Annotated in this window: 25 protein-coding genes and 4 tRNA genes; 8 read left to right on the top strand and 21 right to left on the bottom strand. The window is 69.8% G+C overall.

Annotated elements, in window-relative coordinates; translation table 11 throughout:
• Positions 1–72 precede the first annotated feature (72 nt).
• Entirely contained in the window at positions 73–1,629 is a 1,557-nt protein-coding gene (locus tag ITJ69_RS05725) for an ABC transporter permease (protein ID WP_194672225.1), read from the top strand.
• A 134-nt stretch (positions 1,630–1,763) separates the two neighbouring features.
• Positions 1,764–2,441, top strand: a complete 678-nt coding sequence (locus ITJ69_RS05720) for an ABC transporter ATP-binding protein (RefSeq protein WP_194672248.1) — start codon at positions 1,764–1,766, stop codon at positions 2,439–2,441.
• Between the two features lie 60 nt (positions 2,442–2,501).
• Here ITJ69_RS05720 and ITJ69_RS05715 read toward each other — a convergent pair whose 3' ends face one another.
• From ITJ69_RS05715 to ITJ69_RS05690, 6 genes are all read right to left on the bottom strand, one after another.
• Positions 2,502–3,443: a TolB family protein gene (locus tag ITJ69_RS05715; RefSeq protein WP_194672224.1), complete on the bottom strand. Its 942-nt coding sequence runs from the start codon at positions 3,441–3,443 to the stop codon at positions 2,502–2,504.
• 109 nt (positions 3,444–3,552) lie between these two features.
• Complete coding sequence (locus ITJ69_RS05710) at positions 3,553–4,392, bottom strand: carbohydrate ABC transporter permease (protein WP_111084253.1); 840 nt, start codon at positions 4,390–4,392, stop codon at positions 3,553–3,555.
• A complete protein-coding gene (locus tag ITJ69_RS05705; protein ID WP_111084254.1) occupies positions 4,385–5,380 on the bottom strand; it encodes a carbohydrate ABC transporter permease in 996 nt (331 codons plus the stop codon). Before ITJ69_RS05705 ends, ITJ69_RS05710 begins: the two co-directional genes overlap by 8 nt.
• Before the next feature lie 224 nt (positions 5,381–5,604).
• On the bottom strand, positions 5,605–6,906 hold the full coding sequence (locus ITJ69_RS05700; protein ID WP_123938625.1) for an ABC transporter substrate-binding protein: 1,302 nt from the start codon (positions 6,904–6,906) through the stop codon (positions 5,605–5,607).
• 93 nt (positions 6,907–6,999) lie between these two features.
• Positions 7,000–8,145, bottom strand: a complete 1,146-nt coding sequence (locus tag ITJ69_RS05695; protein ID WP_123938624.1) for a Gfo/Idh/MocA family protein — start codon at positions 8,143–8,145, stop codon at positions 7,000–7,002.
• Positions 8,142–8,888 carry a sugar phosphate isomerase/epimerase family protein gene (locus ITJ69_RS05690; RefSeq protein WP_111084257.1) on the bottom strand — a complete coding sequence of 249 codons (747 nt, stop codon included), beginning with the start codon at positions 8,886–8,888 and terminating at the stop codon, positions 8,142–8,144. The genes ITJ69_RS05695 and ITJ69_RS05690 overlap by 4 nt, the downstream gene beginning before the upstream one ends.
• 144 nt (positions 8,889–9,032) lie before the next feature.
• Between ITJ69_RS05690 and ITJ69_RS05685 the strand changes: the two genes are divergently transcribed.
• Positions 9,033–10,244 carry an ROK family transcriptional regulator gene (locus ITJ69_RS05685; RefSeq protein ID WP_185002799.1) on the top strand — a complete coding sequence of 404 codons (1,212 nt, stop codon included), beginning with the start codon at positions 9,033–9,035 and terminating at the stop codon, positions 10,242–10,244.
• Between the two features lie 66 nt (positions 10,245–10,310).
• Positions 10,311–10,994: a YqaJ viral recombinase family protein gene (locus ITJ69_RS05680; protein ID WP_123938623.1), complete on the top strand. Its 684-nt coding sequence runs from the start codon at positions 10,311–10,313 to the stop codon at positions 10,992–10,994.
• 9 nt (positions 10,995–11,003) lie between these two features.
• On the opposite strand, the gene ITJ69_RS05675 is transcribed toward ITJ69_RS05680, so the two are convergent.
• The 6 genes from ITJ69_RS05675 to ITJ69_RS05650 form a co-directional block, all read right to left on the bottom strand.
• Positions 11,004–11,612 carry a Pr6Pr family membrane protein gene (locus ITJ69_RS05675; RefSeq protein ID WP_123938622.1) on the bottom strand — a complete coding sequence of 203 codons (609 nt, stop codon included), beginning with the start codon at positions 11,610–11,612 and terminating at the stop codon, positions 11,004–11,006.
• Positions 11,613–11,699: 87 nt separating this feature from the next.
• Entirely contained in the window at positions 11,700–12,389 is a 690-nt protein-coding gene (gene rplA, locus ITJ69_RS05670; protein ID WP_123292110.1) for a 50S ribosomal protein L1, read from the bottom strand.
• A 90-nt stretch (positions 12,390–12,479) separates the two neighbouring features.
• Positions 12,480–12,911, bottom strand: coding sequence for a 50S ribosomal protein L11 (gene rplK, locus ITJ69_RS05665; RefSeq protein ID WP_022906459.1), 432 nt, complete (start codon positions 12,909–12,911; stop codon positions 12,480–12,482).
• A 144-nt stretch (positions 12,912–13,055) separates the two neighbouring features.
• Positions 13,056–14,069 carry a transcription termination/antitermination protein NusG gene (nusG, locus tag ITJ69_RS05660; RefSeq protein ID WP_194672223.1) on the bottom strand — a complete coding sequence of 338 codons (1,014 nt, stop codon included), beginning with the start codon at positions 14,067–14,069 and terminating at the stop codon, positions 13,056–13,058.
• Positions 14,070–14,188: 119 nt separating this feature from the next.
• Positions 14,189–14,452 (bottom strand): preprotein translocase subunit SecE, encoded by a 264-nt coding sequence (gene secE, locus ITJ69_RS05655; RefSeq protein WP_228504884.1) that lies wholly within the window; start codon positions 14,450–14,452, stop codon positions 14,189–14,191.
• A gap of 35 nt (positions 14,453–14,487) precedes the next feature.
• Positions 14,488–14,560: transfer RNA gene (locus ITJ69_RS05650), tRNA-Trp, on the bottom strand.
• 180 nt (positions 14,561–14,740) lie between these two features.
• Here ITJ69_RS05650 and ITJ69_RS05645 point away from each other — a divergent pair.
• On the top strand, positions 14,741–15,922 hold the full coding sequence (locus tag ITJ69_RS05645; RefSeq protein ID WP_131921844.1) for a pyridoxal phosphate-dependent aminotransferase: 1,182 nt from the start codon (positions 14,741–14,743) through the stop codon (positions 15,920–15,922).
• A gap of 85 nt (positions 15,923–16,007) precedes the next feature.
• On the opposite strand, the gene ITJ69_RS05640 is transcribed toward ITJ69_RS05645, so the two are convergent.
• Genes ITJ69_RS05640 through ITJ69_RS05630 form a run of 3 tightly spaced genes read right to left on the bottom strand, consistent with a single transcriptional unit; the run spans position 16,008 to position 17,910 of the window.
• Complete coding sequence (locus ITJ69_RS05640) at positions 16,008–17,036, bottom strand: UDP-N-acetylmuramate dehydrogenase (protein ID WP_194672222.1); 1,029 nt, start codon at positions 17,034–17,036, stop codon at positions 16,008–16,010.
• A gap of 2 nt (positions 17,037–17,038) precedes the next feature.
• Complete coding sequence (locus tag ITJ69_RS05635; protein WP_123292107.1) at positions 17,039–17,464, bottom strand: MaoC/PaaZ C-terminal domain-containing protein; 426 nt, start codon at positions 17,462–17,464, stop codon at positions 17,039–17,041.
• On the bottom strand, positions 17,461–17,910 hold the full coding sequence (locus ITJ69_RS05630) for a MaoC family dehydratase N-terminal domain-containing protein (RefSeq protein ID WP_123292106.1): 450 nt from the start codon (positions 17,908–17,910) through the stop codon (positions 17,461–17,463). Before ITJ69_RS05630 ends, ITJ69_RS05635 begins: the two co-directional genes overlap by 4 nt.
• Positions 17,911–18,040: 130 nt before the next feature.
• Between ITJ69_RS05630 and ITJ69_RS05625 the strand changes: the two genes are divergently transcribed.
• Positions 18,041–18,439: a hypothetical protein gene (locus ITJ69_RS05625; RefSeq protein ID WP_131845699.1), complete on the top strand. Its 399-nt coding sequence runs from the start codon at positions 18,041–18,043 to the stop codon at positions 18,437–18,439.
• 154 nt (positions 18,440–18,593) lie between these two features.
• Here ITJ69_RS05625 and ITJ69_RS05620 read toward each other — a convergent pair.
• From ITJ69_RS05620 to ITJ69_RS05600, 5 genes are all read right to left on the bottom strand, one after another.
• Positions 18,594–18,667, bottom strand: a tRNA-Met gene (locus tag ITJ69_RS05620).
• A 32-nt stretch (positions 18,668–18,699) separates the two neighbouring features.
• Positions 18,700–18,771 (bottom strand) — tRNA-Thr (locus tag ITJ69_RS05615).
• A gap of 93 nt (positions 18,772–18,864) precedes the next feature.
• On the bottom strand, positions 18,865–20,088 hold the full coding sequence (locus ITJ69_RS05610) for a M23 family metallopeptidase (RefSeq protein ID WP_194672221.1): 1,224 nt from the start codon (positions 20,086–20,088) through the stop codon (positions 18,865–18,867).
• A gap of 148 nt (positions 20,089–20,236) precedes the next feature.
• Complete coding sequence (locus tag ITJ69_RS05605) at positions 20,237–21,058, bottom strand: inositol monophosphatase family protein (protein WP_194672220.1); 822 nt, start codon at positions 21,056–21,058, stop codon at positions 20,237–20,239.
• Between the two features lie 57 nt (positions 21,059–21,115).
• Positions 21,116–21,200 (bottom strand) — tRNA-Tyr (locus ITJ69_RS05600).
• 137 nt (positions 21,201–21,337) lie between these two features.
• Here ITJ69_RS05600 and ITJ69_RS05595 point away from each other — a divergent pair.
• Positions 21,338–21,826, top strand: coding sequence for a YajQ family cyclic di-GMP-binding protein (locus ITJ69_RS05595; protein ID WP_111084269.1), 489 nt, complete (start codon positions 21,338–21,340; stop codon positions 21,824–21,826).
• 5 nt (positions 21,827–21,831) lie between these two features.
• Positions 21,832–23,292: a cardiolipin synthase gene (gene cls / locus ITJ69_RS05590; protein ID WP_123338849.1), complete on the top strand. Its 1,461-nt coding sequence runs from the start codon at positions 21,832–21,834 to the stop codon at positions 23,290–23,292.
• A gap of 368 nt (positions 23,293–23,660) precedes the next feature.
• Here the strand turns inward: cls and ITJ69_RS05585 are convergent, their stop codons facing one another.
• Entirely contained in the window at positions 23,661–24,776 is a 1,116-nt protein-coding gene (locus ITJ69_RS05585; protein ID WP_194672219.1) for a heparan-alpha-glucosaminide N-acetyltransferase domain-containing protein, read from the bottom strand.
• Positions 24,777–24,781: the final 5 nt, after the last annotated feature.

Raw genomic sequence — 24,781 nt, 5'->3', positions numbered from 1 at the left:
GTTCTCCTCCGTCGGCCCCGCCGTGCGCTCTGCGCGGCCGGTGACCCCAGCCGGCCACCACCGAGGAGAACCATGTTCCTGACCTACCTCAGGCGCGAACTCACGAACCGCAAGAAGCAGACCGTCATCATCGCGATCGGCATGGCGTTGGCCATCGCCCTCGTGGTCATCGTGTCCTCGATCGCGGGCGGCGTGAAGGCGGCCCAGTCCAGCGTCCTGCAGTCCGTGTACGGCGTCGGCACCGACATCACCGTAACCAAGACGACGACCCCGAGCGCGTCGGGCTCCGGTCGACCGAGCTTCGACTTCGGCAGCCAGAGCGGTGACGACAGCGACAGCAGCGGTTCGACCGACCTGTCGCAGTCACGGCTCGCCGTCGCCCGCGGCACGAGCACGCTCAGCGCCGCGAACCTCACGACCGTGACGGGCACCGACGGCGTGAAGGCGGCGACCGGTGTCCTGACCCTCGAGAACAGCACGTTCTCGGGGCAGGTCCAGCAGTCGACCGACGGCAGCAGCACGGGCACCAGCAGCTCCGACAGCAGCAGCACGGACAGCTCCACCCAGCAGGGCCCGCCGAGCGGCGACTCCGGCCAGGGCGGTGGCTTCGGTGGCGGCTCGTTCAACGTCGACTCGTTCACCGTGACCGGCATCCCGGTCTCCGGCGACGCCGTCGGCCCGCTGACCAGCACCGAACTCACCAAGGGCCGCACGTTCACCGCGAAGGACGCGGGCAAGGACGTCGTCGTGCTGGACGCGTCCTACGCGAAGAGCGAGTCGAAGGCGGTCGGCGACACCGTCGACATCGGCGGCACCGACTTCGAGGTCATCGGCATCGTCACCTCGACCGGCTCGTCGTCGACGACCGGCTCGAACACCTACATCCCCCTCGACACCGCGCAGGCGCTGGCGGACCTCGACGGCAAGGTCACCTCGATCTACGTGTCCGCCGAGTCCTCGTCGGACGTCAGCGCGATCAAGACCGCCCTGCAGCAGAAGCTCACCACCGCCACGGTCTCGACCGAGTCCGACCTGGCGTCGAGCGTCTCCGGTTCGCTGAGCACCGCGTCGAGCCTCGTCTCGAACCTCGGCACCTGGCTGTCCATCGTCGTGCTGGCGGCGGCGTTCCTCATCGCGATCCTCTTCACGATCTCCGGCGTCACGAGGCGCACCCGCGAGTTCGGCACCCTCAAGGCCATCGGCTGGTCGAACGGCCGCATCACCCGCCAGGTCGCCGGGGAGTCGCTCGTGCAGGGCCTCATCGGCGGCGTCCTCGGCGCAGCAGCCGGCCTGATCGGCATCCTCGTGGTGAACGTCATCAGCCCGACCATCTCGGCGAGCGCGTCGAGCACGACCGGCGGCGGCGCGGGTGGCGGCGGTGGCATGCCCGGTGGCGCGGCGACCGCGGCCGCGGGCAGCGGCACGACCGGAGGCGCCCCGGCCGGTGGCTTCGGCGGCGGCGCGAGCACCGCGTCGACGACCGACGTGGTCCTGCACGCCCCGGTGACCGTCGAGGTGATCCTGCTGGCGATCGGCCTCGCGATCCTCGGTGGCCTCATCGCCGGCGCACTCGGCGGCTGGCGCGCGAGCAAGCTCCGTCCGGCCGAGGCCCTGCGGAGCGTGGCCTGATGCCCGGCCCCGCCACCGGCGCGGTGCCGACCGCCGGACCCGCACCGATCCCGAGCACGCGACCAGAAGGAGTGACCGTGACCAGCACCGACACCGCACCCGGCCAGGCGGGGGCGAGCCGCGCCTCCAGTCCGATGTACCGACTGTCCAACGTCAGCAAGACGTACAAGCAGAAGAACCGCACCGTCACCGCGCTGACGAACGTGGACCTGACGATCCCGCAGGGACAGCTCGTGGCGATCCAGGGGCCGACCGGCGGCGGAAAGTCGACGCTGCTGCAGATGCTCGGAGCGCTCGACCGGCCGACGGCCGGCTCGATCCACCTCGGTGGCGACCGCGACGTGGCGAAGCTCGGCGACCGTGCGCTGACCGACCTGCGGGCGACCGAGATCGGCTTCGTGTTCCAGAGCTTCAACCTCATCCCGACGCTGACGGCGCTCGAGAACGTCGAGACGGCGTTCGCGGGGTCGCTCGCGAACCGGGCACGCTCGGAGATCCGCGAGCGGGCCACGGCGGCGCTCCGCGAGGTCGGGCTCGGCGAACGGATGGAGCACCTGCCGGCCGAGCTCTCCGGCGGGCAGCAGCAGCGCGTGGCGATCGCCCGTGCCCTGGTGAAGAACCCGAGCGTCCTGCTGGCGGACGAGCCGACCGGCGCGCTCGACGAGGGTACCCGCGACGAGATCATGGGGCTCATCGAGAAGCAGTGGAAGGAACGCGGGCTGACGGTCGTCATCGTCACGCACGACTCGTGGGTGGCGAAGCGGGCCGAGCGTCGCCTGCACCTCAAGCAGGGGCAGGTGCGCGAGGTCTGAGGTGACCCGAGTCTCGCGGCGGGCGACAGTCCTCGTGGCCATGAGCCCGAGGACTGTCGCTCAGACCGAGTCTCGACCCACGGGGTAGTCGCAGTAGGCGAACCAGCGCGAGTCCGGGGACCACGGTGGCACGTTGACCGTGCCCTGGCCGCCGTCGAGCACGACGAGGGTCTCCGGCACCGGCATGATCCGGGCGCCGCGGACGAGCACCCCCGGCAGCCGCCGCAGTTCCACGCGGTGGTCGGCCGGGTGGCCCTGCACCCCCGGCTCGTAGGACAGGTAGAGCAGGTGCTCCCCATCCGGCGAGACGTGCGGGAACCAGTTCACCCGGTCGTCGTTCGTGATCCGGACCGGGTCGGTCGCCCCCGGCCAGAGCGCGACGAGCTGCGCGGTGCCCGGCGTGAACCGCTCCGAGTTCCACACGAGCATCTCGCCCGCGAACGAGACGCCGTCGTCGGGGTGCTCGTCGCGGGTCAGGAACGTCGGTTCGCCGGTGGCCGGGTCGACGAGTGCGACGTCGGTGGTCCAGACGCCCGCCTCGGTGCGCTCCCCGACGATCGCCGCGAGGGTCTCCCCGTCCGGGGCGATGCCGTGCAGGTAGAACTTCCGGACGACCGGCAGCGCGGTGGTGACGTCGGTGAGGGTCGCGGCCGCTCCCCCGGCCGGCACGGGCACCCGGTACAGGTCCCCGTCGCGGCCGCTCACCACGACCGACTTGCCCGAGGGGTCGAGCACGTGGTCGTTGTTGATCTCGGGGACGCCGGGCATCGGCACCGGGACGAGCGCGGTCTCGTCGAGCACCGTGCCGCCGTCAGGGCGCGGCAGCAGCCAGAGGTCGCCGTTCCCGTTCAGCACCAGGGTGCCGTCGTCGAGCACGTTCGGCGCCTCGACGAGGAGCGACGACGACTCGAAGACGAGGCGGCTCGTCCGTGACTCGAGGTCGTACACGTGCACCCGGCTGGTCTGTCCTGGCAGCAGTTGCCGCCCGCGCGCTCCACTCATGCGCCCCATCCTGCCCGGAACGACGAGACTCGGGCTGAGCGACGTCTCTCGGGCGCGATGGCACGAGGACTGTCGCCCAGCCCGAGTCTCGGGGCCGGGGTGCGACCGGCTACTTCACCGCACCGGCGGTCAAGCCGGCCACGAACTGGCGCTGCACGATGAGGAACGCGATGACCACGGGGATGGACACGACCAGGGACGCGGCCATGATCTGGTTCCAGTACACGTTCGTCTGCGTGGAGTACTGCTGCAGACCGACCGCCAGGGTCTGCCCGTCGCCGTTGGTCATGACCGAGGCGAAGAGCACCTCGCCCCAGGCCGTCATGAACGAGTAGATGCCGACCGCGACCAGACCCGGGCGGGCCGAGGGCAGGATGACCCGGAAGAGGGCACCCATCGGGCCGGAACCGTCGACCATCGCGGCCTCGTCGAGCTCACGCGGGATCGTCTCGAAGTAGCCGGCGAGCATCCAGATCGAGAACGGGAGCGTGAACGTCAGGTACGTGATGATCAGGCCGGTCCAGCTGCCGACGAGCTGGATGCCGAGCGAGTTCCCGAGGTTCGTGAAGATGAGGAACAGCGGGAGCAGGAACAGCACGCCGGGGAACATCTGGGTGGAGAGCACCGCGGTGGTGAAGGTGCTCTTGCCCTTGAAGTTCCAGCGCGAGACACCGTAGGCGGCGAACGTCGCGATGATCAGCGAGAACACCGTGGCGACCGTGCAGACCACGAGCGAGTTCACGAAGTACTTGCCGAGCGGCACCGTCGACCACATGTCGATGAACGGCTGGATGGTGATGTTGGTCGGGATCCACGTGAAGTCGTTCTGCACGTCACCGAGCGGCTTGATGGCCGTGGTGATCATCACGTAGAGGGGCACGACCGTGAACAGGGTCAGGATGACCAGGGTCACGACCTTGAAGGACTTGGCGCCGAATGTCTCACGCACGGACGGACCTCCGGTTGGTCACGGCGAGGTAGATGCCGGTGACGATGAGCAGGAAGATGAGGAGCAGGACGCTCATCGCGGCACCGGAGCCGAAGTTCCAGGTGATGAAGGACGCGTTGTAGATGTGGAAGCTCAGCAGGTCCGCGGCCGGGGGTTGCGCGGTCGAGCCGAACAGCACGAACGGCGTGTTGAAGTCGTTGAAGGTCCAGAGGAACATCACGAGCACGAGCGTCACGTTGACCGGGCGGACCATCGGCAGCGTGATCGAGCGCCACTGCCGGAACGGCTTCGCACCGTCGACCGAGGCGGCCTCGTACACGTCGTTCGGCACGGACTGCAGGCCGGCCATCAGCATCAGGAAGGCGAAGGGCCAGGTCTTCCAGATCGCCACGACGACGACGGAGACGAAGGCGTTCGAGCCGATCAGCCAGAACGGGCCGGTGCCGTTGAACAGGTGCAACTGGTCGACCAGGACGTGGTTCACGGCGCCGGAGTCACGCTGGAACATGAACTTCCAGGTGATGATGCCGGCGTACATCGGCAGCGCGTACGGCACCAGGAACAGGGTGCGGAACAGCCCGCGGCCCCTGAACGGCTTCTGCAGTGCGACCGCGGCGGCCATGCCGAAGGTCCAGGAGAGGCCGACGACGAGCACCGTGAAGCCGCAGGTGATCAGGAAGGAGTGCAGGACGCCCTTGCCGATCGCCTGGTCGAAGTCGACGACGACCGAGTAGTTGTGCAGTCCCGCGAAGGGTGCAGCGCCCCAGTTGGCGATGAAGTACTTGGTGAGCTGGATGAACGAGATCCAGATGCCGGTGAGCATCGGGACGATGTGGATGAGCAGCTCGAACAGGATGGCCGGCGCGACGAGCGCGTAGGGCAGCCAGTTGGTCTTGCGCTTGCGACCTGGCGGACGGCCCGACAGCGTCGAGCCCTTCGTGTGCGTCAGGTCGATGCGCTCCGCATCGGGCAGGACCGTCGTGGACATGGGCGGGGGCCTTTCGGCAGGAGGGGGTTCGGGTGCTTCGCACTCCGGTCCGTGGCAGCGGACGGGAGGCACGGCGTGCGTGAGACGGGACGCTCACTGCCGGCGGATGGCCGGCTCTGGGGCTGTGGGGCCGGTGACGACCTGCCCCGGCGCGTCCGGCTGTGGACGCGAGGGGTGGAGGCCCGGGGCGTCCTTGCGGACGCGCCCCGGGCCTCCTGGCTGGATCAGCCGTTCGCCTGGGACACCTGGTCCTGGGCGGTCTGCAGCGCGGTCTTGATGTCGCTGTCGGACACGGAGCCGCCGGTGGCGATCTTGGCGAACATGTCGTTCATCGCCTTGCCGACGGTGGACTCGAACTGGTCCTCGGCGGGGACCAGCGGGAGGGGCTTGGCCTTGTTGTTGTAGATGTCGAGGAACGTCTTCGTCTGCTCGTCGGTGACCGAGTCGGCCGCGGCGGCGAGCACCGGGAGGGCCGAGTACGGCTTGTCGAGCGTGGTCTGCGTGTCCGCGCTCGTCATGTACTTGACGAACTTGAGCGCGCCGTCCTTGTTCTTCGTGTTCTTGAAGATCGACAGGTTGATGCCGGCCGGGAACGACGCGATGTCCGCGCCGTCAGCGGTGGTCGGGAACGGCACGACGCCGAACTCGTCCGTCTTCATGCCCTGCGAGGTGATCGTCGCGTTCGCGTTGTTCTGCGTCAGCATCATCGCGGCCTTGCCGTTCGCGAAGTCCGAGACGGCCTGCGTGCCGTTGTCGTACTGCGCGTTCGAGGTGTTGACGACCTTGTCGGACTGCATCAGGTCGAGGTAGCGCTTGATGCCGTCGACGTTCGCCTTGTCGGTGAAGGTCGGCTTGCCGTCCTTGTCGAACCACTCGCCACCGTTCTGCGCCGAGGTGATGAACGCGAAGTGCGAGTTCTCGGTGTACGAACCACCGGCGATGGTGAAGCCGTACTTGCCGCCGGTCGTGAGCTTCTTGGCGTCCGCCGTGAGGTCTTCCCACGTGGTCGGTGCCTCGAGGCCGGCGTCCTTGAACATGGACTTGTTGTAGTACAGGCCGTACGCGAGGCCGTAGAGCGGGACGCTCGTGACGGTCTTGCCGGGGGCGCCACCGGTGGAGAGCGCGACCTTGCCGAACTTGTCGGCACCGCCGATCGCCTTCATCTCGGAGTCGCCGTACTCCTGGAACGCACCGGTTGCCTGGAGCGAGGTGGCCCAGGTGTTGCCGATGTTGACGACGTCCGGGCCCTGGCCCGAGGTGACGGCGGTCTGGATCTTCGTCTGCAGGTCGTTCCAGCCGATGACCTGGAGGTCGACCTTGATGCCGGTCTCCTTCGTGAACTTCTTGAGGACGGGGGTCAGCACCTCCTTGTCGTTCTGGAGCGACGTGCCCTGGTTGGACGCCCAGTAGGTGAGCGTCTTGGAGTCGCCGGAGGAACCGGACGATCCGGAGGAGCAGGCTGCGAGGCCGGTCACGGTGAGTGCGGCGGCCGCGGTGATGGCCAGTGCGCGGATGGCAGTGCGCATGACTCTCTACTTTCTCGTCGTTGAGATGGTGCAGGGGTGGTGCGGGATGGATCTTCGGGTGCTGCTGTGGTGTGCGGGGCGGATCCGGGCCGGTCAGGCCAGGGTCTGCTCCGCGGGGTCCCAACCCTCTGGGAGGGTCTGGGAGGGCGACACGGTGCTCTCGACGAGCACCGCCTCGCCACGTTCTGCCGCCTCGGCGATGGAGACCATCACGTCGAGGACGTGGAAGGCGAGGGCACCGGGGACCCGGTTCTCGTCGCCTGCGCGGAGCGAGCGGGCGAGGTCGACCACGCCGGTGCCGCGCGAGTAGGTGGAGCCGACCGCGGGGATCGTCTCGGGCTCCTCGGCGCCGAGCGCGTACAGCTCGGTGTCGCCGTCGAAGTTGTTCGGGTCCGGGAACACGACGGTGCCGGTCTCGCCCGCGATCTCGACGACGCCCGTGCGACCGCGGTCCGACTCGAACGAGAAGACGCTCTGCGCGCTCCCGCCGTCCTCGAACTCGATCAGTGCGGAGTGGTTCGTCGGGACGTCGACGGGGAACTCGGTGCCCGCCTTCGGGCCGGAGCCGATCGTGCGCGTGGCGCGGGACTTCGACGCCGTCGCCGTGACCTTCTTCACCGGACCGAACGTCTGCACCAGGGTGGTGATGTAGTACGGGCCGATGTCGAACAGCGGGCCCGCACCGTACGCGAAGAGGAACTCGGGGCTCGGGTGCCAGGACTCCGGGCCGGGGCTCTGGAAGAGCGTCAGGCCGTTGAGCGGCTTGCCGATGCGGCCGTCGCGGATGGTGCGGAGCGCGGTCTGCAGGCCGGCACCGAGGAAGGTGTCGGGTGCGACGCTGACGGTCTTGCCCGCGGCGCGTGCGGCGTCACGGAGTTCGGTCGCGCTCTCGCGGTCGAGGGCGTAGGGCTTCTCGCCCCACACGTGCTTGCCGGCGGCGAGGACCTGCAGGGCGACCTCGACGTGGGCGGCCGGGATCGTGAGGTTGACGACGATCTCGATGTCGTCGTCGGCCAGGAGCTCCTCGACGGTGCCCGACCCGGCGACGCCCCACTTCTCGGCCTGGGCGGCTGCGCGCGGCAGGTCGATGTCGGCGATGAAGCGGACCTCGACGTCGGGGAAGACGGTGAGGTTCGACAGGTACTGGTCGGAGATGACCCCGGCACCGATGACGCCGACGCCGACGCGGCCGGTCCGGGTGCTGCTGTCGAGGGCGGTGGACGCCGTGGTGTCGGTCATGCGCGGGCCCCCTCGAGGAACGTGTAGGAGTCGGCGACCGCCTGGAAGACGTCGCCCTCGTGGCCGTCGAGCTCGACGACGTGGAGCGCGTCGGGTGCGGCAGCGAGGATCTCGCGGATCGGCATGATGCCGTTGCCCACGGCGACCTGCTTGTCGTCGTCGTGCGAGCCGTCGCCGTCCTTGACGTGCAGGAACTCGATCTTGTCGCCGTACTTGCCGATGATCGCCACCGGGTCGTCACCGCCGACCTTGACCCAGTAGGTGTCGAGCTCGAGCACGACGTCGTCGGACAGCGCGTCGGCGAAGACCTCGTAGGCGCTCACGCCGTCGATGCGGTTCGAGAACTCGAACGCGTGGTTGTGGTAGCCGAGCACCAGGCCGTGGTCGGCCGCGCGGGGGGCGAGGGCGCTGAGTTCGCGGGCGATGGCCTCGACGTCCTCGCGGGTGGTCCAGCGGGCCTCGTCGATGTGCGGGTCGATGAGGGTGCCGAGTCCGACGGTGACGCTCGCGTGGAAGATCCGCTCGAGGTCCTGCTCGCCGGCGTCCAGCAGTCGTGCGTGTCCGCTCGGGGCGGCGAGTCCGGCGTCGCGGAGCGCGGCGGCGAGTTCGTCGGCGTTGTCGACGAATCCGAAGGCCTCGACGTTCGTGTAGCCGATGTCGGCGATGCGCTGGAGCGTGCCGGGCAGGTCGGCCGAGAGGGCGTCGCGGACGGTGTAGAGCTGAACCGAGATCGGTTGGGTCACCAGGGGTTCTCCTCGTCGAGATGGTGCGGTCGTCACTGACCGAGCGTCACACTATGACCACTTCTGTCGGCGGTCAAGCAGAAGTTCGTGGAAGGTCGACGAACTTCGTTGCGTGGCGCGTTCGATGTGTGCTTCACTCCCCCCATGGTCGACTTGACTCGGACGGCAGCGTCGCCTCCGGTCGGGACGAGCGAGCTCTTCCAGATCCTCCGCGACGGCGTGCCGCGGACCCGGGCCGAGCTCGCCGCACTGACAGGACTCGCACGCTCCACCATCGGCGTGCGCCTGGACTCCCTCATCGAGGTCGGTCTCGTCGGCCCCGTCGACACCGCCGTCTCCACCGGAGGACGGCCGCCGGCCCAGGTGGCGCTGAAGCCCCGCGCCCGGCTCGTGATCGCCGCCGACCTCGGCGCCTCGCACGGCCGTGTCGCCGTCACCGACCTGGTCGCCGCCCCGCTCGCCACCCGTGAAGCACGCATCGACATCGCCGCCGGCCCGGTGGAGACCCTGTCGTGGCTGGTCGCCACCATCGACGAGCTGCTCGACGAGGTCGGTCGCGCCCGACAGGACGTCATCGCCATCGGGATCGGCGTGCCCGGTCCGGTGGAGTTCTCGACCGGACGCCCGGCGAACCCGCCGATCATGCCCGGGTGGGACGGCTTCGACGTGCCGTCGTGGCTCCGCCAGCACATCGCGGCGCACGTCCTGCTCGACAACGACGTGAACATCGCGGCCCTCGGCGAACGGGAGCACGGCTGGCCCGACGTCGACCACCTGTTGTTCGTCAAGGTCGCCACCGGCATCGGGTCCGGCATCGTGTCGGACGGCGAGCTGCAACGCGGTGCCCAGGGCACCGCCGGTGACATCGGCCACGTGCGGGTGTCCCGCGCCGGCGACGTCCCCTGCCACTGCGGCAACACCGGGTGCCTCGAGGCGGTCGCGTCCGGTCCGGCGATCGCCCGTGCCCTGCGTGCGAAGGGGCACGACGCCCACACCGGCGCCGACGTGCTGGACCTGGTGAACCGCTCCGACCTCGACGCCATCTACGCCGTCCGACAGGCGGGCCGCGACATCGGCGAGGTGCTCGCCACGTGCGTCTCGCTCATGAACCCGTCGGTGATCGTCCTGGGCGGCTCGATCACGCAGGCTGGTGAGCACCTGCTCGCCGGCGTCCGCGAGGTCGTCTACTCGCGGTCGATGCCGCTCGCCACCGAACACCTCGTCATCGCCCAGTCGCGTGCGGGGTCGCTCGCCGCGCTGCAGGGCGCAGCGGCGCTCGCGATCGGCTACGCGCTCTCCCCCGCCGGGGTCGACGAGCTGGTCGCCTACGCCGAGGGGCGCGAGCTGGTCTCCTGACGCACACGCCACACTCGTGAGCGCGTCGGATTCGGTCCTGCCGGTGGTCGGGGGGAGAATCGACGGGTGACGATCGTGCAGCCCACCCTGTGGGGCGACCTGGACCCCGGACTGGAGGAGCTGTCTGCCTCCGCCACGCCGGCTGCGGTCCCCGGGCGCGACGCGTTCACCGCCCTGCGCGGCCACACCGAGCGGATCGTCGCGCACTCCTCGGACCGCTTCGCCTGGCTCCGCGCCCGCGCCGCGGGCATCACCGCGACCGACGTCGCTCGGCTCGCCTCGCTGCACGCGGTCGAGGCCGTCGTCACCGAGAAGCGCTACGGCTCACGGTTCTCCGGCAACGCGTTCACCGAGCACGGCAAGGACCGCGAGCCCCACATCGCCGCCTGGGTCGCGGCCACACACGGCATCCAGCCCTCGGCGCACCTGTTCCACGCCGCTGCGAACCGGGCGCACCTCGCCACCCCCGACGGCGTCGGTGTCCAGGGCTCGCGGGTGGTGCTCGCCGAGATCAAGACCACCGCGAAGGGCTGGCGGAGCATCCCCCGGCACTACCTGCGGCAGATCTGGTGGCAGCAGTACGTGCTCGGTGCCGACCGCACCCTGTTCGTCTGGGAGCGCCACGACGGCTTCGTCCCCGTCGCCGACGAGCCCGAGTGCCGCTGGGTCGACCGTGACGACGACCAGATCCGCGGACTCGTGCAGCTCGCCGACCTGGTGCTCGACAAGCTGCGCGACTTCCGTTCGTAGCCCGTCAGCTCAGACCTTGACGAGTCGGAGCCGGCTCATCCCCACGACGAGGACGCCGAGCAACCCGATCGAGACACCCACGCCGACGCAGTAGATCGCCACGACCCCGTACCCCTGCGCGGGGTCGAGGAACGGGTACGGCACCCAGCCGTCGGTCGCGCCCCGGATCAGGATGACGATCGTCCACACCGCCGGGTAGATCAGGAACCACCAGACGTGGCGGAGGAGCAGCTTCGACCGGTCCGAGAACAGCAGCCAGTCGAGCACGGCGTACGCGGGGATGACCTTGTGCAGGACGTCGTTCGACCACTGCACGCTCGCCGACACGTCGACGTTCGTCAGCAGGGTGTTGTAGACGATCCCGGTCGTGGCGATGTAGACCGTGCCGGCGCCCCGGAGCAGGCTCACCCGCAGATCCCCACGCTTGCGGCGGGCCGAGGCGACGAGGGTCACCGCCAGGGCCACGGCGATGATGACGTTCGACTGGATCGTGAAGTAGCCGAAGAAGTTCCACGGGTTGTAGACGTCCGTCTTCGAGCTGACGAGCCACTGGGCGACGATCGCGACGACGACGGCGATGACGGCGATGAGCCGGAGCGAGTTCACGAGGGTGCGCACGACACCACGCTACCGGGACGCCGGGCCCGACATGCGAAGAGGCCCGCACCGGAACCGGTGCGGGCCTCTTCGAGACTGATCAGGAGATCAGATGCTGTTGACGTCCAGCGGGATGCCGGGGCCGAAGGTCGTCGAGACGGCGCCCTTCATGACGTAACGGCCCTTCGAGGAGCTCGGCTTGAGGCGGTTGATCTCCTCGAGCGCGGTCGAGATGTTCTCGTCGAGCTGCTCCGGGGTGAACGAGGCCTTGCCGACGACGAAGTGCACGTTGGCGTGCTTGTCGACGCGGAACTCGATCTTGCCGCCCTTGATGTCGTTGACGGCCTGCGCCACGTTCGGGGTCACGGTGCCGGTCTTCGGGTTCGGCATGAGGCCACGCGGGCCGAGCACCTTGCCGAGACGACCGACCTTGCCCATGAGCTCGGGCGTCGCGACGGCGGAGTCGAAGGACGTGTAGCCCTCGGCGACCTTCGCGATGAGCTCGTCGCCACCGACCTCGTCGGCGCCGGCTGCGATCGCGGCCTCGGCCGCTGCACCCGTCGCGAACACGATGACGCGGGCGGTCTTGCCCGTGCCGTGCGGCAGGATGACCGTGCCGCGGACCATCTGGTCCGCCTTGCGCGGGTCGACGCCGAGCTTCAGTGCGACCTCGACCGTGGAGTCGGTCTTCGCAGAGCCGGTCTCCTTGGCCAGGGCGACTGCCTCGGTCGGGGTGTAGAACTTGTCGGCCTCGATCTTCGCGGCCGCGGCTTCGTAGGCCTTGGACTTCTTCGCCATGGTGGTCTCCTTGCGAGATACGTGGTTGACGAGCCGGCGCGGCTCTCCCACGGAAAGGTGTCTGGGTGTGGGCCGGAGCCCGATCGGTGCTTAGGCCTCGACCGTGATGCCCATCGAGCGTGCGGTGCCGGCGATGATCTTCGCGGCCTGCTCGATGTCGTTGGCGTTCAGGTCGGCCTGCTTGGTCTCGGCGATCTGACGGACCTGGTCCATCGAGATCTTCGCGACCTTGACCGTGTGCGGGGTCGCGGACCCCTTCTGCACACCAGCAGCCTTCTTGATGAGCTCAGCGGCCGGCGGGGTCTTGAGGACGAACGTGAACGAACGGTCCTCGTAGACGGTGATCTCGACCGGCACGACGTTGCCACGCTGCGACTCGGTCGCCGCGTTGTACGCCTTGCAGAACTCCATGATGTTGACGCCGTGCTGACCGAGTGCCGGACCGATCGGCGGGGCCGGGTTGGCGGCTCCCGCGTTGATCTGCAGCTTGATCAGGCCCGTGACCTTCTTCTTCGGTGCCATGACTTGTCTTCCTCCTGGAATCGAACGCACGGGGATCCGTGCACTCTCCCGCTGGTCCGGCCGTTCCGGACCGCGGTGAAGGCCCACACGCACGAGGCGTGCGGGCCCAAACTCGATGAGTCTACCCGAACGGGGAGACCTGGACTAGAGCTTCGTGACCTGGTCGAAGCTGAGCTCGACCGGGGTCTCGCGCTCGAACAGCGAGACGAGGACGGTGAGCTTGCCGCTCTCCGGCTTGATCTCGGAGATCGAACCCGGCAGGCCCGCGAACGAGCCTTCCTTGATGGTGATCGTCTCGCCGACCTCGAAGTCGACCTCGGCCGCGGGCTGCGCCTGCAGGGAACCGCCGGACTTCGAGCCACCCTTGGTCGGGGCGGCCTCGGCGACCTGCACGAGGGACTTGAGCATGCCGAACGCTTCGTCGAAACGGAGCGGCGTCGGGTTGTGGGCGTTGCCGACGAAGCCGGTGACACCGGGGGTGTGCCGGACGACGGACCACGAGTCCTCGTTGAGGTCCATGCGGACGAGCACGTACGAGGGGATCCGGACGCGAGTGACCAGCTTGCGCTGCCCGTTCTTGATCTCGACGACGTCCTCCATCGGGACCTCGACCTGGTAGATCGACTCCTCCATCGACATCGACACCATGCGGTTCTCGATGTTCGACTTCACGCGGCGCTCGAAGCCCGCGTAGGAGTGGATGACGTACCACTTGCCCGGCTTCATCCGCAGCTCGACCTTGAAGGCCTCGTACGGGTCGACCTCGGGTTCTTCGGCGTCGTCGTCCTCGGCGTCGATCGCTTCGTCGGCGGCGAGGGTCTCGTTCGCCTCTTCGGCGGTCTCGGACTCGAGTTCGATCTCTTCCTCGTCCTCGACCGCCTCGACGGCGGCCTCGGCCTCGTCAGCGGAGTCGATCTCGAGGGCGTCCTCGACGACGGCGTCGGCCTCGGGGTCCTTGGACTCCTGCAGTGCCGTCAGCTCCTCGTCGATGCCGAGGGACTCGTCGTCCTCGGACTCGACGGAGATCGCGCGCTCCTCGGCGGACTCGGCGGAGCGCTCCTCGCCGGTCTCGACGTCGCCTTCCTGGTTCTCCTCGACCTCGGAGGACTGCTCGGCAGCCGTCGCGAGGTCGATGTCGTCGCGGGAGTAGTCAGACACAGTCGATTCTTTCCGTTCGGTGGTGCGGGTCGGGATGGCGGACGGTCCTGGTCACGATCGGCACCGTCTCGGGCGACCGTACTCCAGTGGACTGCCGCACTCGGCAGTCGACGTCCGGGTCAGGCCGTGGGCCCGTTGCCGAAGACGTACCCGACGCCGAGACCGAACACGAAGTCGAGGATCGACACCAGGATCATCATCACGACGACGAAGACGAGCACGACCAGCGTGTAGCTGAAGAGCTCCTTGCGGGTCGGCGTCACGACCTTGCGCAGTTCGCCGATCACCTGACGGATGAAGAGCACGATGGCAGCGATCGGACCCCGGCGCTCGGCCCGGTCCTGCTTCGCCTTGGCGACGACGTCGTCCGCCGTCGTCTCCATGTCTTTGCTCGCCAACTTCTACCCTTCCAGAGTTGCAGGGCGGACAGGACTCGAACCTGCAACCTGCGGTTTTGGAGACCGCTGCTCTACCAATTGAGCCACCGCCCTTCAGAGCACGTCCGTCACCGATCGTGTTCCGGTGGTCGAGTGTACGGGAGTCCGTCACACGGTGTCCACTTGGCCCCCTCCACGGCGTGCCGCGCCGATAGGCTGGCACCCGTGAGCACCGCAGCCCCCGGCCCCGAGTCCACCGCAACCCCCGCCGCCGCGCCGACCGATCGGCCGCGCATCGCGTCCCGCATCGCGGCGATCGCCGAGTCCGCGACACTCAAGGTCGACGCGAAGGCCAAGGCCCTGAAGGCCGCGGGCCGACCCGTCATCTCCTTCGCCGCCGGCGAGCCCGACTTCGCCACGCCCGACCACGTGGTCGTCGCCGCGGTCGAGGCCGCACAGGACCCGAAGAACCACCGGTACACGCCGGCGACCGGTCTGCCGGAGCTGAAGCAGGCCATCGCCGAGAAGACCGCACGCGAGTCCGGCATCACCGTCGACCCGTCGCGGGTGATCGTCACCAACGGCGGCAAGCAGGCCGTCTACCAGGCGTTCCAGACGATCGTCGACGCCGGCGACGAGGTCCTGCTCCCCGCCCCGTACTGGACCACCTACCCCGAGGCCATCCGCCTGGCCGGTGGCGAGCCGGTCGAGGTCTTCGCCGGCAGCGACCAGGGCTACCTCGTCACCGTCGAGCAGCTCGAGGCCGCGCGCACCCCGAAGACGAAGGCGCTGCTGTTCTGCTCGCCGTCGAACCCGACCGGCGCCGTGTACACCGCCGAGCAGACCACGGCCATCGGCGAGTGGGCACTCGAGCACGGCATCTGGGTGATCAGCGACGAGATTTACCAGGACCTCGTGTACGACGGACTCCGCTTCACCGGCATCCTCGACGCCGTGCCGGCCCTCGCCGACACCACGATCCTGGTCAACGGCGTCGCGAAGACCTACGCGATGACCGGGTGGCGCGTCGGCTGGTTCATCGGTCCCGCCGACGCGGTCAAGGCCGCGTCGAACCTGCAGTCGCACCTGTCGTCGAACGTGTCGAACGTGTCCCAGCGCGCCGCGATCGCCGCGCTCACCGGGCCGCAGGAGCCGGTGGCGGCCATGCGCGAGGCCTTCGACCGCCGTCGCCAGGCCATCGTCGCCGGGCTCAACGCGATCCCGGGCTTCGTCACGCCGACCCCACAGGGCGCCTTCTACGTCTACCCCGACGTCACCGCACTGCTCGGTCGCGAGTGGGCGGGCTCGACCCCGACGACGACCCTCGAGCTGGCCGACCTGATCCTCGAGCACGCCGAGGTCGCGGTCGTCCCGGGCGAGGCCTTCGGTCCGTCCGGCTACCTGCGCCTGTCGTACGCGCTCGGCGACGACGACATCGCCGAGGGTGTGGCCCGCTTGGCGAAGTTCTTCGCGTAGTCCCCCCGATCACAGAACGGGCCGCCTCGTCGAGGTGGCCCGTTCGCCGTTCCGGGAGGCCCGTGGCCGGGTCGTGCCGGTTCGTTCAGTCGAGCAGGTCGCCGACCACCACGGGCTCCGGCACGAGCGACACCCCGAAGCGGTTCAGGACCGTGACCTGCACGTAGCGCGCGAGCTCGGCCACCTGGGCCGCCGTCGCGCCGCCACGGTTGGTCAGGGCCAGGGTGTGCTTCGACGAGATCGCCGCGTGCGACCCCGGCACGGCGTAGCCACGGTGCACCCCGGCGTGCTCGATGAGCCAGGCGGCGCTGAGCTTGACGTCGTCGCCGGCCGGCCACCGTGGCGCGTCGGCGGGGAGGGTCTCGGCGAAGGCCGCGGACACGATCGGGTTCGTGAAGAACGACCCGGCGCTCCAGGTGTCCCGGTCGTCGGCGTCGAGCACCATGCCCTTCGAGGCGCGGAGGCGCAGGACCTCGTCGCGGACCGTCGTGGGTTCCACGAGGGCACCGAGGTCGACCCCGAGCGAACCGGCGAGCTGGGCGTACCGCACCGGCACGCCGTGCTCCCCCGCCGTGCCGAGCCGGAACTCGACCGTCAGCACGACACCGCGGCGTCCGTGCTTGAGGGTCGACGTGCGGTAGCCGAGCGCCAGCTCGGCCGCGGGCACCCACGTGCGCTCCCCCGTGGCCGCATCGAGGAACTCGACCCGGGTGAGCACGTCGGAGAGCTCGACCCCGTAGGCGCCGATGTTCTGCACGGGGGCGGCGCCGACGGTGCCCGGGATGCCGCTGAGGGCCTCCAGGCCGGTCCAGCCGTTCGCGACGGTGGTGGCGACGAACGCGTCCCAGGGTTCGCCGGCCGCGACGCGGACGGTGACGCCGTCGGCGTCCGTGTCGGCGTCCACCCCCGTGGTGCGGACCAGGACGACGGTGCCGTCGAAGCCGGAGTCGGCGACCAGCACGTTGCTGCCGCCGCCGAGGACCAGCCACTCGTGGTCGTCCCATGCGGTGCGCGTGTGGGCGACGAGCTCGTCAGTCGTCGTGGCCGTGAGCAGCCGCGCGGCCGCCCCACCGACGCCGAGCGTCGTGAGGTCGGCGAGCACCGGCTCGTGCACGGTCAGCGGAACGCCACCGTGACCTGCGCCTTGCCGAGCACGGTCTGCCCGCCGGCGGTCACGGTGAGGTCGATGCGCTTCGGTCGGCCGTCGTCGTCGACGGTCCCGACCTTGGCGACGATGCCGATGGTCGCGCCCTGCTCCGGGTCCACGACGACGGGGCGGGTGAAGCGGACGCCGTAGCCCGCGACCCAGCCGCTGTCGCCGAGCCACTCGGAGACCGGCTGCACGGCGAGGCCCATGGTGAGCATGCCGTGCGCGAGGACGCCCGGCAGGCCGACCGAGGCGGCGACGTCGTCGCGGTAGTGGATCGGGTTGAAGTCACCGGAGGCGCCGGCGTAGCGGACGAGCGAGTCGCGGGTGACGTGCACCTCGCGCTCGGCGACGACCGTGCCGACCTCGATCGCGGTGGCGGGTGCGGCGGTCATGCGTCGTCTCCTCGGACCACGAGGGTGGACGTCGCCGTGACGACGTGCTCCCCCGAGGCGTCGTTCATCGTGCTCTGGGCCGTGACCATCGCGTTGCCGCCGAGCGTCTTGACGCTCGTGACGGTCAGGGTCGCGGTGAGTTCGTCACCGGCCACGATGGGCCGGTCGTAGGTGAAGGACTGCTCGCCGTGGACGACACGGGAGAAGTCGATGCCGGCGTCCGGCTCGGCCAGGAGCTGGGCGAGGGTCGCTTCCTGCACGACGACCGCGAAGGTCGGCGGGGCGACGACGTCGGCGTACCCGGCGGCGCGGGCCGCGTCGGGTTCGTGGTGGACGGGGTTGGTCGCGAACACCGCGCGCGAGAACTCGCGCACCTTCTCGCGACCGACCAGGTAGGGCTGGGCCGGCGGGAACGTCCTGCCGACGAGCTCGGGGTTCACTGACACGTCGGCAGTCTACCGACGCCCGTCCGGGGGCCTGTCGATACTGAGGATGCATCGGCTAGGCTTGCCGGGCCGGTTCGGGGGAATCGGCGGTCCGGTCGCGACACCGGATCAGGGGACGGGGGGAGCAACCATGGACACCAGGACCGAGTTCGCCGTGCACACGGGCGACCGGTGCACCGCGATGGAGGTCGCCGGCGCGGCACTCCGCACGGCGGGACACCACGTCGAGTCGACCGGTGGGACCCTCACCGCGACGACCGGCAACCGACTGCTGACGATCCTCCTGGGCGCGCTCGTGCACCCGTCCCGCGAGTTCCGCCGCTACGAGTTGTCGACGACCGTCACCGGGGCCTCCACCACGATCACGCTGCGGCACCGCGGACACGGCACGGCCGTCTCCGGTGGCAGCATCGGCGCGAGCCGTCGACGGGCCGCGTGGCACGAGGTGAACGCGGCGATCGAGCGCGCGCTGCGCGCGGCCGGCGTGCTGCAGACGCGGACCGACACCGGGTCGCACTCCGCGCTGTAGGGCCGACCCCAGGGCGGACGGGAGGCCCGGTGTGCGTCCGCCACGCGCCTCCTGGCACGCACCTGGTCCAGTGCACAGCCGAAGTGCGTCCGCACCGCTGTGCACGCAGCCCGGGAACGACGGAAGCCCGGCGAACAGATCGCCGGGCTTGCTGTAGCGAGGGCGGGACTTGAACCCGCGACCCCACGATTATGAGTCGTGTGCTCTAACCAACTGAGCTACCCCGCCAGAGATCCGGAGCGACACGCGCACCGGGTCGGAGCCCCGAGTCAGGATTGAACTGACGACCCCCTCCTTACCATGGAGGTGCTCTACCACTGAGCTATCGGGGCGATGTGCCGCGAACGGCACCACACGAGGATAGCAGACCTCCGACGCTGCTCCGGAACCGGGCGAGACGCCCGGGCGTGCCGCGTCGGCGACCGCTAGTTCGCGTTGGTCTGGAGCCACGCCAGCGGGTCCACGGGGACCCCGTCGACGTGCACTTCGAGGTGCAGGTGCGGGCCCGTGGAGTTGCCCGTGCTGCCCACGAGACCGAGCTCGTCGCCGACCTCGATCTGCTGACCGGTGACCACCTTGAAGGAGTTGTCCTCCATGTGGCCGTACACGCTGACGAACTGCTTGCCGTCGACGTCGTGCTCCACCCAGACGTCGTTGCCGAAGCCACCGTCGTTCGCCTGGACCTTGATGACGGTGCCGGCGGCGATCACCCGGATCGGGGTGCCCTCGCCGGGAGCGAAGTCGACGCCCATGTGGTTCGTCGAGCAGAACGAGCAGCCCGCGACCTGACGACCGCCGAAGCCGGAGGTGATCGGGACGCCGGTGAGGAACGGCCACTGGATCGTGCCGGTCGGGTCGTTGGTGAAGCTCGAGGCGTCGACGTTCTTGTACTGCGTGGCGTCCGACACCGTGTACTGGTCGCGGCTCGTCGACCCGTCGGCTGCGGCGCTGACACTCATCGACTGGGTCGCACCGCTCGCCGTCGACCGGGCCGCGGTCGAGCCGGTCTCCGGCACGTAGAGCGCCTGGGCGGGCAGCGACGTCGAGACGACGAGACCGGCGACGAAGAGGAGCGCACCGACCGCCGTCACGCGCGAGGCCGCCCGGCGGAACGAGGCACCCTGCTTCCGGGCAGCAGCAGACGGGGCGGGCGCGGCAGCGGTGCGGCTGGCCGCGATGTGCCGGGTGGCGCGGTCGACCTGCACGGCCGGTGCGGCACGGCCGGTCCGCCGACGGGACGCCGGGACCTGGCCGATGACACGGCGGGGCTGGGGCGCGATGGACTCCGCTGCAGCCGTCGCGGTGCGCGGCGCCGTGGCGCGGACGTCCGGCGACGTGGGAGCCGGCGGCGTCGTGATGCGGGAGGCCGGACGGACCGCCGACTCGGGCAGCGCGGGCGACACCGGTGCGAGGTCGATCGGCGACACAGGAGCCGCGGCCGACGACGGTGTGGTCAGCCCGACGACCTCGTCGAACGACGGGCCTGCGGCACGGGCAGGTGCGACGTCCTGCGCGTGGTCCTGCGTGACGGGAGCACCCTTCGCAGCCGCTCGCTCCGCCTCGATCCGTGCTCGTCGGGTCAGGTGGACGACCGGGGTGGCGGCGTCGACGGGACCGGTGGGGACGGACGTCAGTGGGGAGTGGGGCATGCGTGCGGTGGCGATCCTGATCGGGGAAGGGGCGCGCTCGTTGGTAACGAGCAGATAACGGGACCTGAGCACGGTAGCAAACGTCGTCGCACGTCGCCAGTCGTGGTCATGTCCACCGGGCACCCCCAGACCGAGGGACCGACGGACCTCAGATGCCGAGCGCCTCCGCTTCCAGCCCGCGCAGCAGCGCCTCGAGGTCGTCGGCCACCGCGGGGCTCGCGAACAGGAAGGAACGGGTGCCGCCGGCCTCCCAGATGCGGACCGACGCTCCGGCCTCGCGCGCGACGACGGAGCCGCCGGCCATGTCCCACGGGTTGATCCCGCGCTCGTAGTAGGCGTCGACGACCCCGGTCCCGACCGCGCAGCAGTCGAGCGACGCCGCTCCCCCGCGCCGGATGTCCCGCACCTCGCCGATCAGCCCGGCGAGCACGGACACCTGCTCGCGGCGCCGGTCCGCCGTGTACCCGAAGCCCGTCGCCACGAGTGTCTCGGCGAGCGAGGCCGGAGCACTGACGGACAGGGGCACGCCGTCACGGGTGGCGCCCTGTCCGGCAGCGGCACGGAACACCACCCCGGTCGCGGGAGCGACGACGACACCGGCGATCGGCTCCCACGTCGTCGGGTCGGCGGAACCCCGCACGACGCCGATGCTCACGCCGTACTCGGCGCTGCCGTACAGGTAGTTCACCGTGCCGTCGATCGGGTCGACGACCCAGGTGATGCCCGACTCCCCCGACGCCGAGCCGGACTCCTCGCCGTGGAACGCGTCGTCCGGCCGGGCCTCGGCGATCCGGGCGCGGATGAGCGCCTCGACCTCGCGGTCCGCCGCCGTGACCACGTCGACGATGCTCGACTTCCGGTCGGCGACCTCGACGCCCTCGGCCCGTCGTCGCGCGGCGAGCGTGGCCGCTTCGCGCGCGATCGTCTCGGCGAGGTCGGCGAACTGGGACGGTGTGCAGTCGGATGCCATGCACCGATCCTGCCAGGGACGACGAAAGCCCCGTCCGGGTCGGACGGGGCTTCGCGATGGTGGCAAGTGAGGGATTCGAACCCCCGAAGGCTACGCCGGCTGATTTACAGTCAGATCCCTTTGGCCGCTTGGGTAACTTGCCATGCGCACCCAGCCGGTGTGATCACCAACCGAAGGCGCGCACAAAAGCATAGCGGATCCGGAACGGTGGTCGTGACCACCGCGAACCGATCTGCGCGACCGGAACCGGGCCTCCCGTCCGCCGTTAGGCTGTCCGGCATGGCAGACAGTTCCTTCGACGTGGTCAGCAAGGTCGACAAGATGGAGGCGGAGAACGCCCTCAACCAGGCGGCCAAGGAGATCGAGCAGCGGTACGACTTCAAGGGCGCGGACGCGTCGGTCGCCTTCAGCGGCGAGGACGTCCTCATCAAGGCGAACTCGGAAGAGCGCGCGAAGGCCGTCCTCGACGTCCTGCAGAGCAAGGCGATCAAGCGCAACATCAGCCTGAAGAGCCTCGACGCTGGCGACCCCTACCCCTCGGGCAAGGAGTACCGCATCGAGGTGAAGTTCAAGAACGGCATCGAGCAGGACGTCGCGAAGAAGATCGGTGCGTTCCTGCGGGCCAACGCCCCGAAGACCGTGAAGAGCCAGATCCAGGGCGACGAACTGCGGGTCTCCTCGAAGAGCCGCGACGACCTCCAGAACACGATCCAGCTCCTCAAGGGTGAAGAGTTCGACGTCCCGTTGCAGTACATCAACTTCCGCTGACGTCCGTGGAGCACTGGCTCACCGTCGCGATCACGGTCCTGGCCGTCCTGCTGGACCTGGCGATCCGCGTCTTCTCGATCATCTACGTCCCGATCAACCGGAAGCCGCAGACGGCGACCGCCTGGCTGCTGGCGATCTTCCTCATCCCCTACATCGGCTTCATCGTCTTCCTGGTCATCGGGTCGACGAAGCTGCCGCGTGCGCGGCGTGAGAAGCAGACCGAGATCAACGCGTACATCCTCGAACAGACCGAGGGCATCGAACGCGTGCGCCGTGACCACCCGTGGCCGCTGTGGCTCGAGAGCATCACGACGCTGAACCGCGAACTCGGCGCGATGCCGCTGGTCGGCGGCAACTCGGCGGAGCTCTACCCCGACTCCGAGGAGTCGATCGCGGAGATGACCCGGGCGATCGACCAGTCGCGCCGGTTCGTGCACGTCGAGTTCTACATCGCGACGCTCGACGACACCACGCGGCCGTTCTTCGACGCGCTCGCCCGTGCACAGGCCCGCGGTGTCACCGTCCGGTTCCTGCTCGACCACTGGGCCAGCCGCGGCTACCCCGGGTACAAGGACACGCTGGCGTTCATGGACCGCGCCGGCATCGAGTGGCACCTCATGCTCCCGCTGCTGCCACTGCAGGGGAAGTTCCAGCGCCCCGACCTGCGCAACCACCGGAAGATCATGGTCATCGACGGCTCGGTCGCGTTCACCGGCTCGCAGAACCTGATCGACCCCTCGTACGACATCAAGTCGCACATCGAGAAGGGCATGGTCTACAAGGACCTGTTCGCCCGGTTCGAGGGACCGGTCGTCGCGGGGTTGAACGCCCTGTTCGTCACCGACTGGTACAGCGAGACGGACGAACTGCTGCTCCGTGAGAGCGACCCCGTCCAGCGGGCCGACCGCGGCGACGCCCTCGACTGCCAGGTGGTGCCGTCCGGGCCCGGGTTCGACGGCGAGAACAACCTGCGCCTGTTCAACGCACTGCTCTACTCGGCGCAGAAGAAGGTGTCGATCACCTCGCCGTACTTCGTGCCGGACGACTCGATGCTCTACGCCATCACGACGACCGCCCAGCGCGGCGTCGAGGTCGAGCTCTTCGTCGGCGAGATGGGCGACCACGCCATGACGTGGCACGCGCAGCGCTCGTACTACGAGGGACTGCTCCGCGCCGGCGTGCGGATCTGGCTCTACCGGGCACCGACGATCCTGCACGCCAAGCACTTCACCATCGACGACGAGGTGTCGGTGATCGGGTCGAGCAACATGGACATGCGCTCGTTCAGCCTGAACCTCGAGGTCTCCGTGATGGTCCGGGGCCACCGCTTCGTCGATGCCCTGCGCGAGGTGCAGGACGCCTACAAGGAGCACAGCTTCGAGCTGACGCTCGACGAGTGGGTCGACCGTCCGCGCCGGTCCAAGGTGCTCGACAACGTCGCGCGGCTCACGGCAGCGCTGCAGTAGCGGACGACCGGGAGGCGCGGCTCGCCTCTGCCGCGCACGGTGCGTCGTCCTCCACCCGGTGCGACCTTGGCAGCACGGTGCGTCGCCACAGCGGGGCACCCAGCGAGCAAGCCCGCGGTGAACGAACAACGCTGCACCGTGCCGCAGCGCTCCGACCAGGTCAGGGCGCCGTGCAACCACCCACGCACGGTGCGGACGGGAGGCGCGGCTCGTCTCTGCCGCGCACGGTGCGTCGTCCTCCACCCGGTGCGACCTTGGCAGCACGGTGCGTCGCGACAGCGTGTCACCCAGCGGGCAAGCCCGCGGTGAATGAACAACGCTGCACCGTGCGGCAGCGCTCCGGGACCGGATCGGCCCGGCAGGAGCGCTCAGCGCATCGGGACGGTGGACGCCAGGGCCGCGACGGCCCGCTCGAGCGGGCCCCGGCCGAGGAACCGGCGCCAGACCATCGCGAACACGACCGAGCCCAGCGCGAACCAGCCCCACGCCTCGGCCGACTCCGGGTACTCGGGCAGCATCGCGATCACCACGAGGTGTCCCGAGTAGATCGTCAGGGGCATCGACCCGACGGCGGCGAGCGGGAACGCGATCCGCTCGGCGACCCGCCCGCGCCCGTCGAACACCAGGGTGCAGAGCGCGATGACCGCCACCGCCACCCCCGCGGTGCCGACCACGTCCACCGTCGTCGACGAGTGGTCGCGCGGTGACAGGAAGAGCTGGGCCAGGGCCTCGGCCGGCGTGCTGCCCTCGGCGGCGTACGGGACCCCCGGGAACGCGAACGCGGCCCCCGACGGAAGCGGCGCGAGGACCGTGCCGACGACGTACGCGGTGGCGGCGACCAGTGCGCCGGACGCGAGGAGCACGACCTGCGTGCCCCGCATCTCCAGCCCGGCTCGGGCGACGGCGAGACCGACCAGGACGTACGCCAGGAAGGTGACCACGGGGTAGACCAGGCCGAGCTGCTGTCCGACCATGCCCGCGTCGGCGTAGGCCGGTGCGGTCGAGACAGCGACGATCGGCGACAACACGGCGCAGGCGCCCGCGATGGCGAGGAGCCACGCCGGGCGGACCCGGAGCACCGGGATCACCAGCAGGAACAGCACTCCGTACGTCGGCAGGATGACGTAGACCGGAGTGTCCAGGGCGATGAGCACGAACCCGATTGCGACGACGGCCGCGGCGCGGATCGCCAGGCGCGCCCGGACCCGCCCGATCGTCGGGGGCCCTGGCGGAGTCGTGCGACCGCTCGTCAGGCCGATCGAGACGCCGGCGAGGACGGCGAACAGCGTGGACGGGCGCCCGTGCGCCACGGCGGACCACGTCGACGGATCGGACCAGTCGAGCTGGTCCGCGATGCCGCCGATGTGCGCGGCCATCATGCCGAGCAGCGCGACGGCCCGTGCGACGTCGACGCCCTGCAGTCGCACGCCGGACGCGGACGCGCCCCGCACCGCGGTGGGCGGGACGGGGCGCGTGTCGGTCATCGGTG

This window comes from Curtobacterium sp. VKM Ac-2887 (assembly GCF_015350935.1).
Classification (GTDB): Bacteria; Actinomycetota; Actinomycetes; order Actinomycetales; family Microbacteriaceae; genus Curtobacterium.
Note: the sequence above shows the minus strand (reverse complement) of the source record. Positions and strands in the feature narration are given on the sequence as shown.

What these genes read in the sequence shown, in the direction of transcription:
- ITJ69_RS05695 (WP_123938624.1), bottom strand. Translation starts at nt 8,145, where the DNA reads ATGACCGACACCACGGCGTCCACCGCCCTCGACAGCAGCACCCGGACC.
- rplA (WP_123292110.1), bottom strand. Translation starts at nt 12,389, where the DNA reads ATGGCGAAGAAGTCCAAGGCCTACGAAGCCGCGGCCGCGAAGATCGAG.
- ITJ69_RS05625 (WP_131845699.1), top strand. Translation starts at nt 18,041, where the DNA reads ATGGACACCAGGACCGAGTTCGCCGTGCACACGGGCGACCGGTGCACC.
- secE (WP_228504884.1), bottom strand. Translation starts at nt 14,452, where the DNA reads ATGGAGACGACGGCGGACGACGTCGTCGCCAAGGCGAAGCAGGACCGG.
- ITJ69_RS05720 (WP_194672248.1), top strand. Translation starts at nt 1,764, where the DNA reads ATGTACCGACTGTCCAACGTCAGCAAGACGTACAAGCAGAAGAACCGC.
- ITJ69_RS05605 (WP_194672220.1), bottom strand. Translation starts at nt 21,058, where the DNA reads ATGGCATCCGACTGCACACCGTCCCAGTTCGCCGACCTCGCCGAGACG.
- ITJ69_RS05585 (WP_194672219.1), bottom strand. Translation starts at nt 24,776, where the DNA reads ATGACCGACACGCGCCCCGTCCCGCCCACCGCGGTGCGGGGCGCGTCC.
- ITJ69_RS05715 (WP_194672224.1), bottom strand. Translation starts at nt 3,443, where the DNA reads ATGAGTGGAGCGCGCGGGCGGCAACTGCTGCCAGGACAGACCAGCCGG.
- rplK (WP_022906459.1), bottom strand. Translation starts at nt 12,911, where the DNA reads ATGGCACCGAAGAAGAAGGTCACGGGCCTGATCAAGCTGCAGATCAAC.
- ITJ69_RS05635 (WP_123292107.1), bottom strand. Translation starts at nt 17,464, where the DNA reads ATGACCGCCGCACCCGCCACCGCGATCGAGGTCGGCACGGTCGTCGCC.
- ITJ69_RS05705 (WP_111084254.1), bottom strand. Translation starts at nt 5,380, where the DNA reads ATGTCCACGACGGTCCTGCCCGATGCGGAGCGCATCGACCTGACGCAC.
- ITJ69_RS05610 (WP_194672221.1), bottom strand. Translation starts at nt 20,088, where the DNA reads ATGCCCCACTCCCCACTGACGTCCGTCCCCACCGGTCCCGTCGACGCC.
- ITJ69_RS05595 (WP_111084269.1), top strand. Translation starts at nt 21,338, where the DNA reads ATGGCAGACAGTTCCTTCGACGTGGTCAGCAAGGTCGACAAGATGGAG.
- ITJ69_RS05700 (WP_123938625.1), bottom strand. Translation starts at nt 6,906, where the DNA reads ATGCGCACTGCCATCCGCGCACTGGCCATCACCGCGGCCGCCGCACTC.
- ITJ69_RS05725 (WP_194672225.1), top strand. Translation starts at nt 73, where the DNA reads ATGTTCCTGACCTACCTCAGGCGCGAACTCACGAACCGCAAGAAGCAG.
- ITJ69_RS05685 (WP_185002799.1), top strand. Translation starts at nt 9,033, where the DNA reads ATGGTCGACTTGACTCGGACGGCAGCGTCGCCTCCGGTCGGGACGAGC.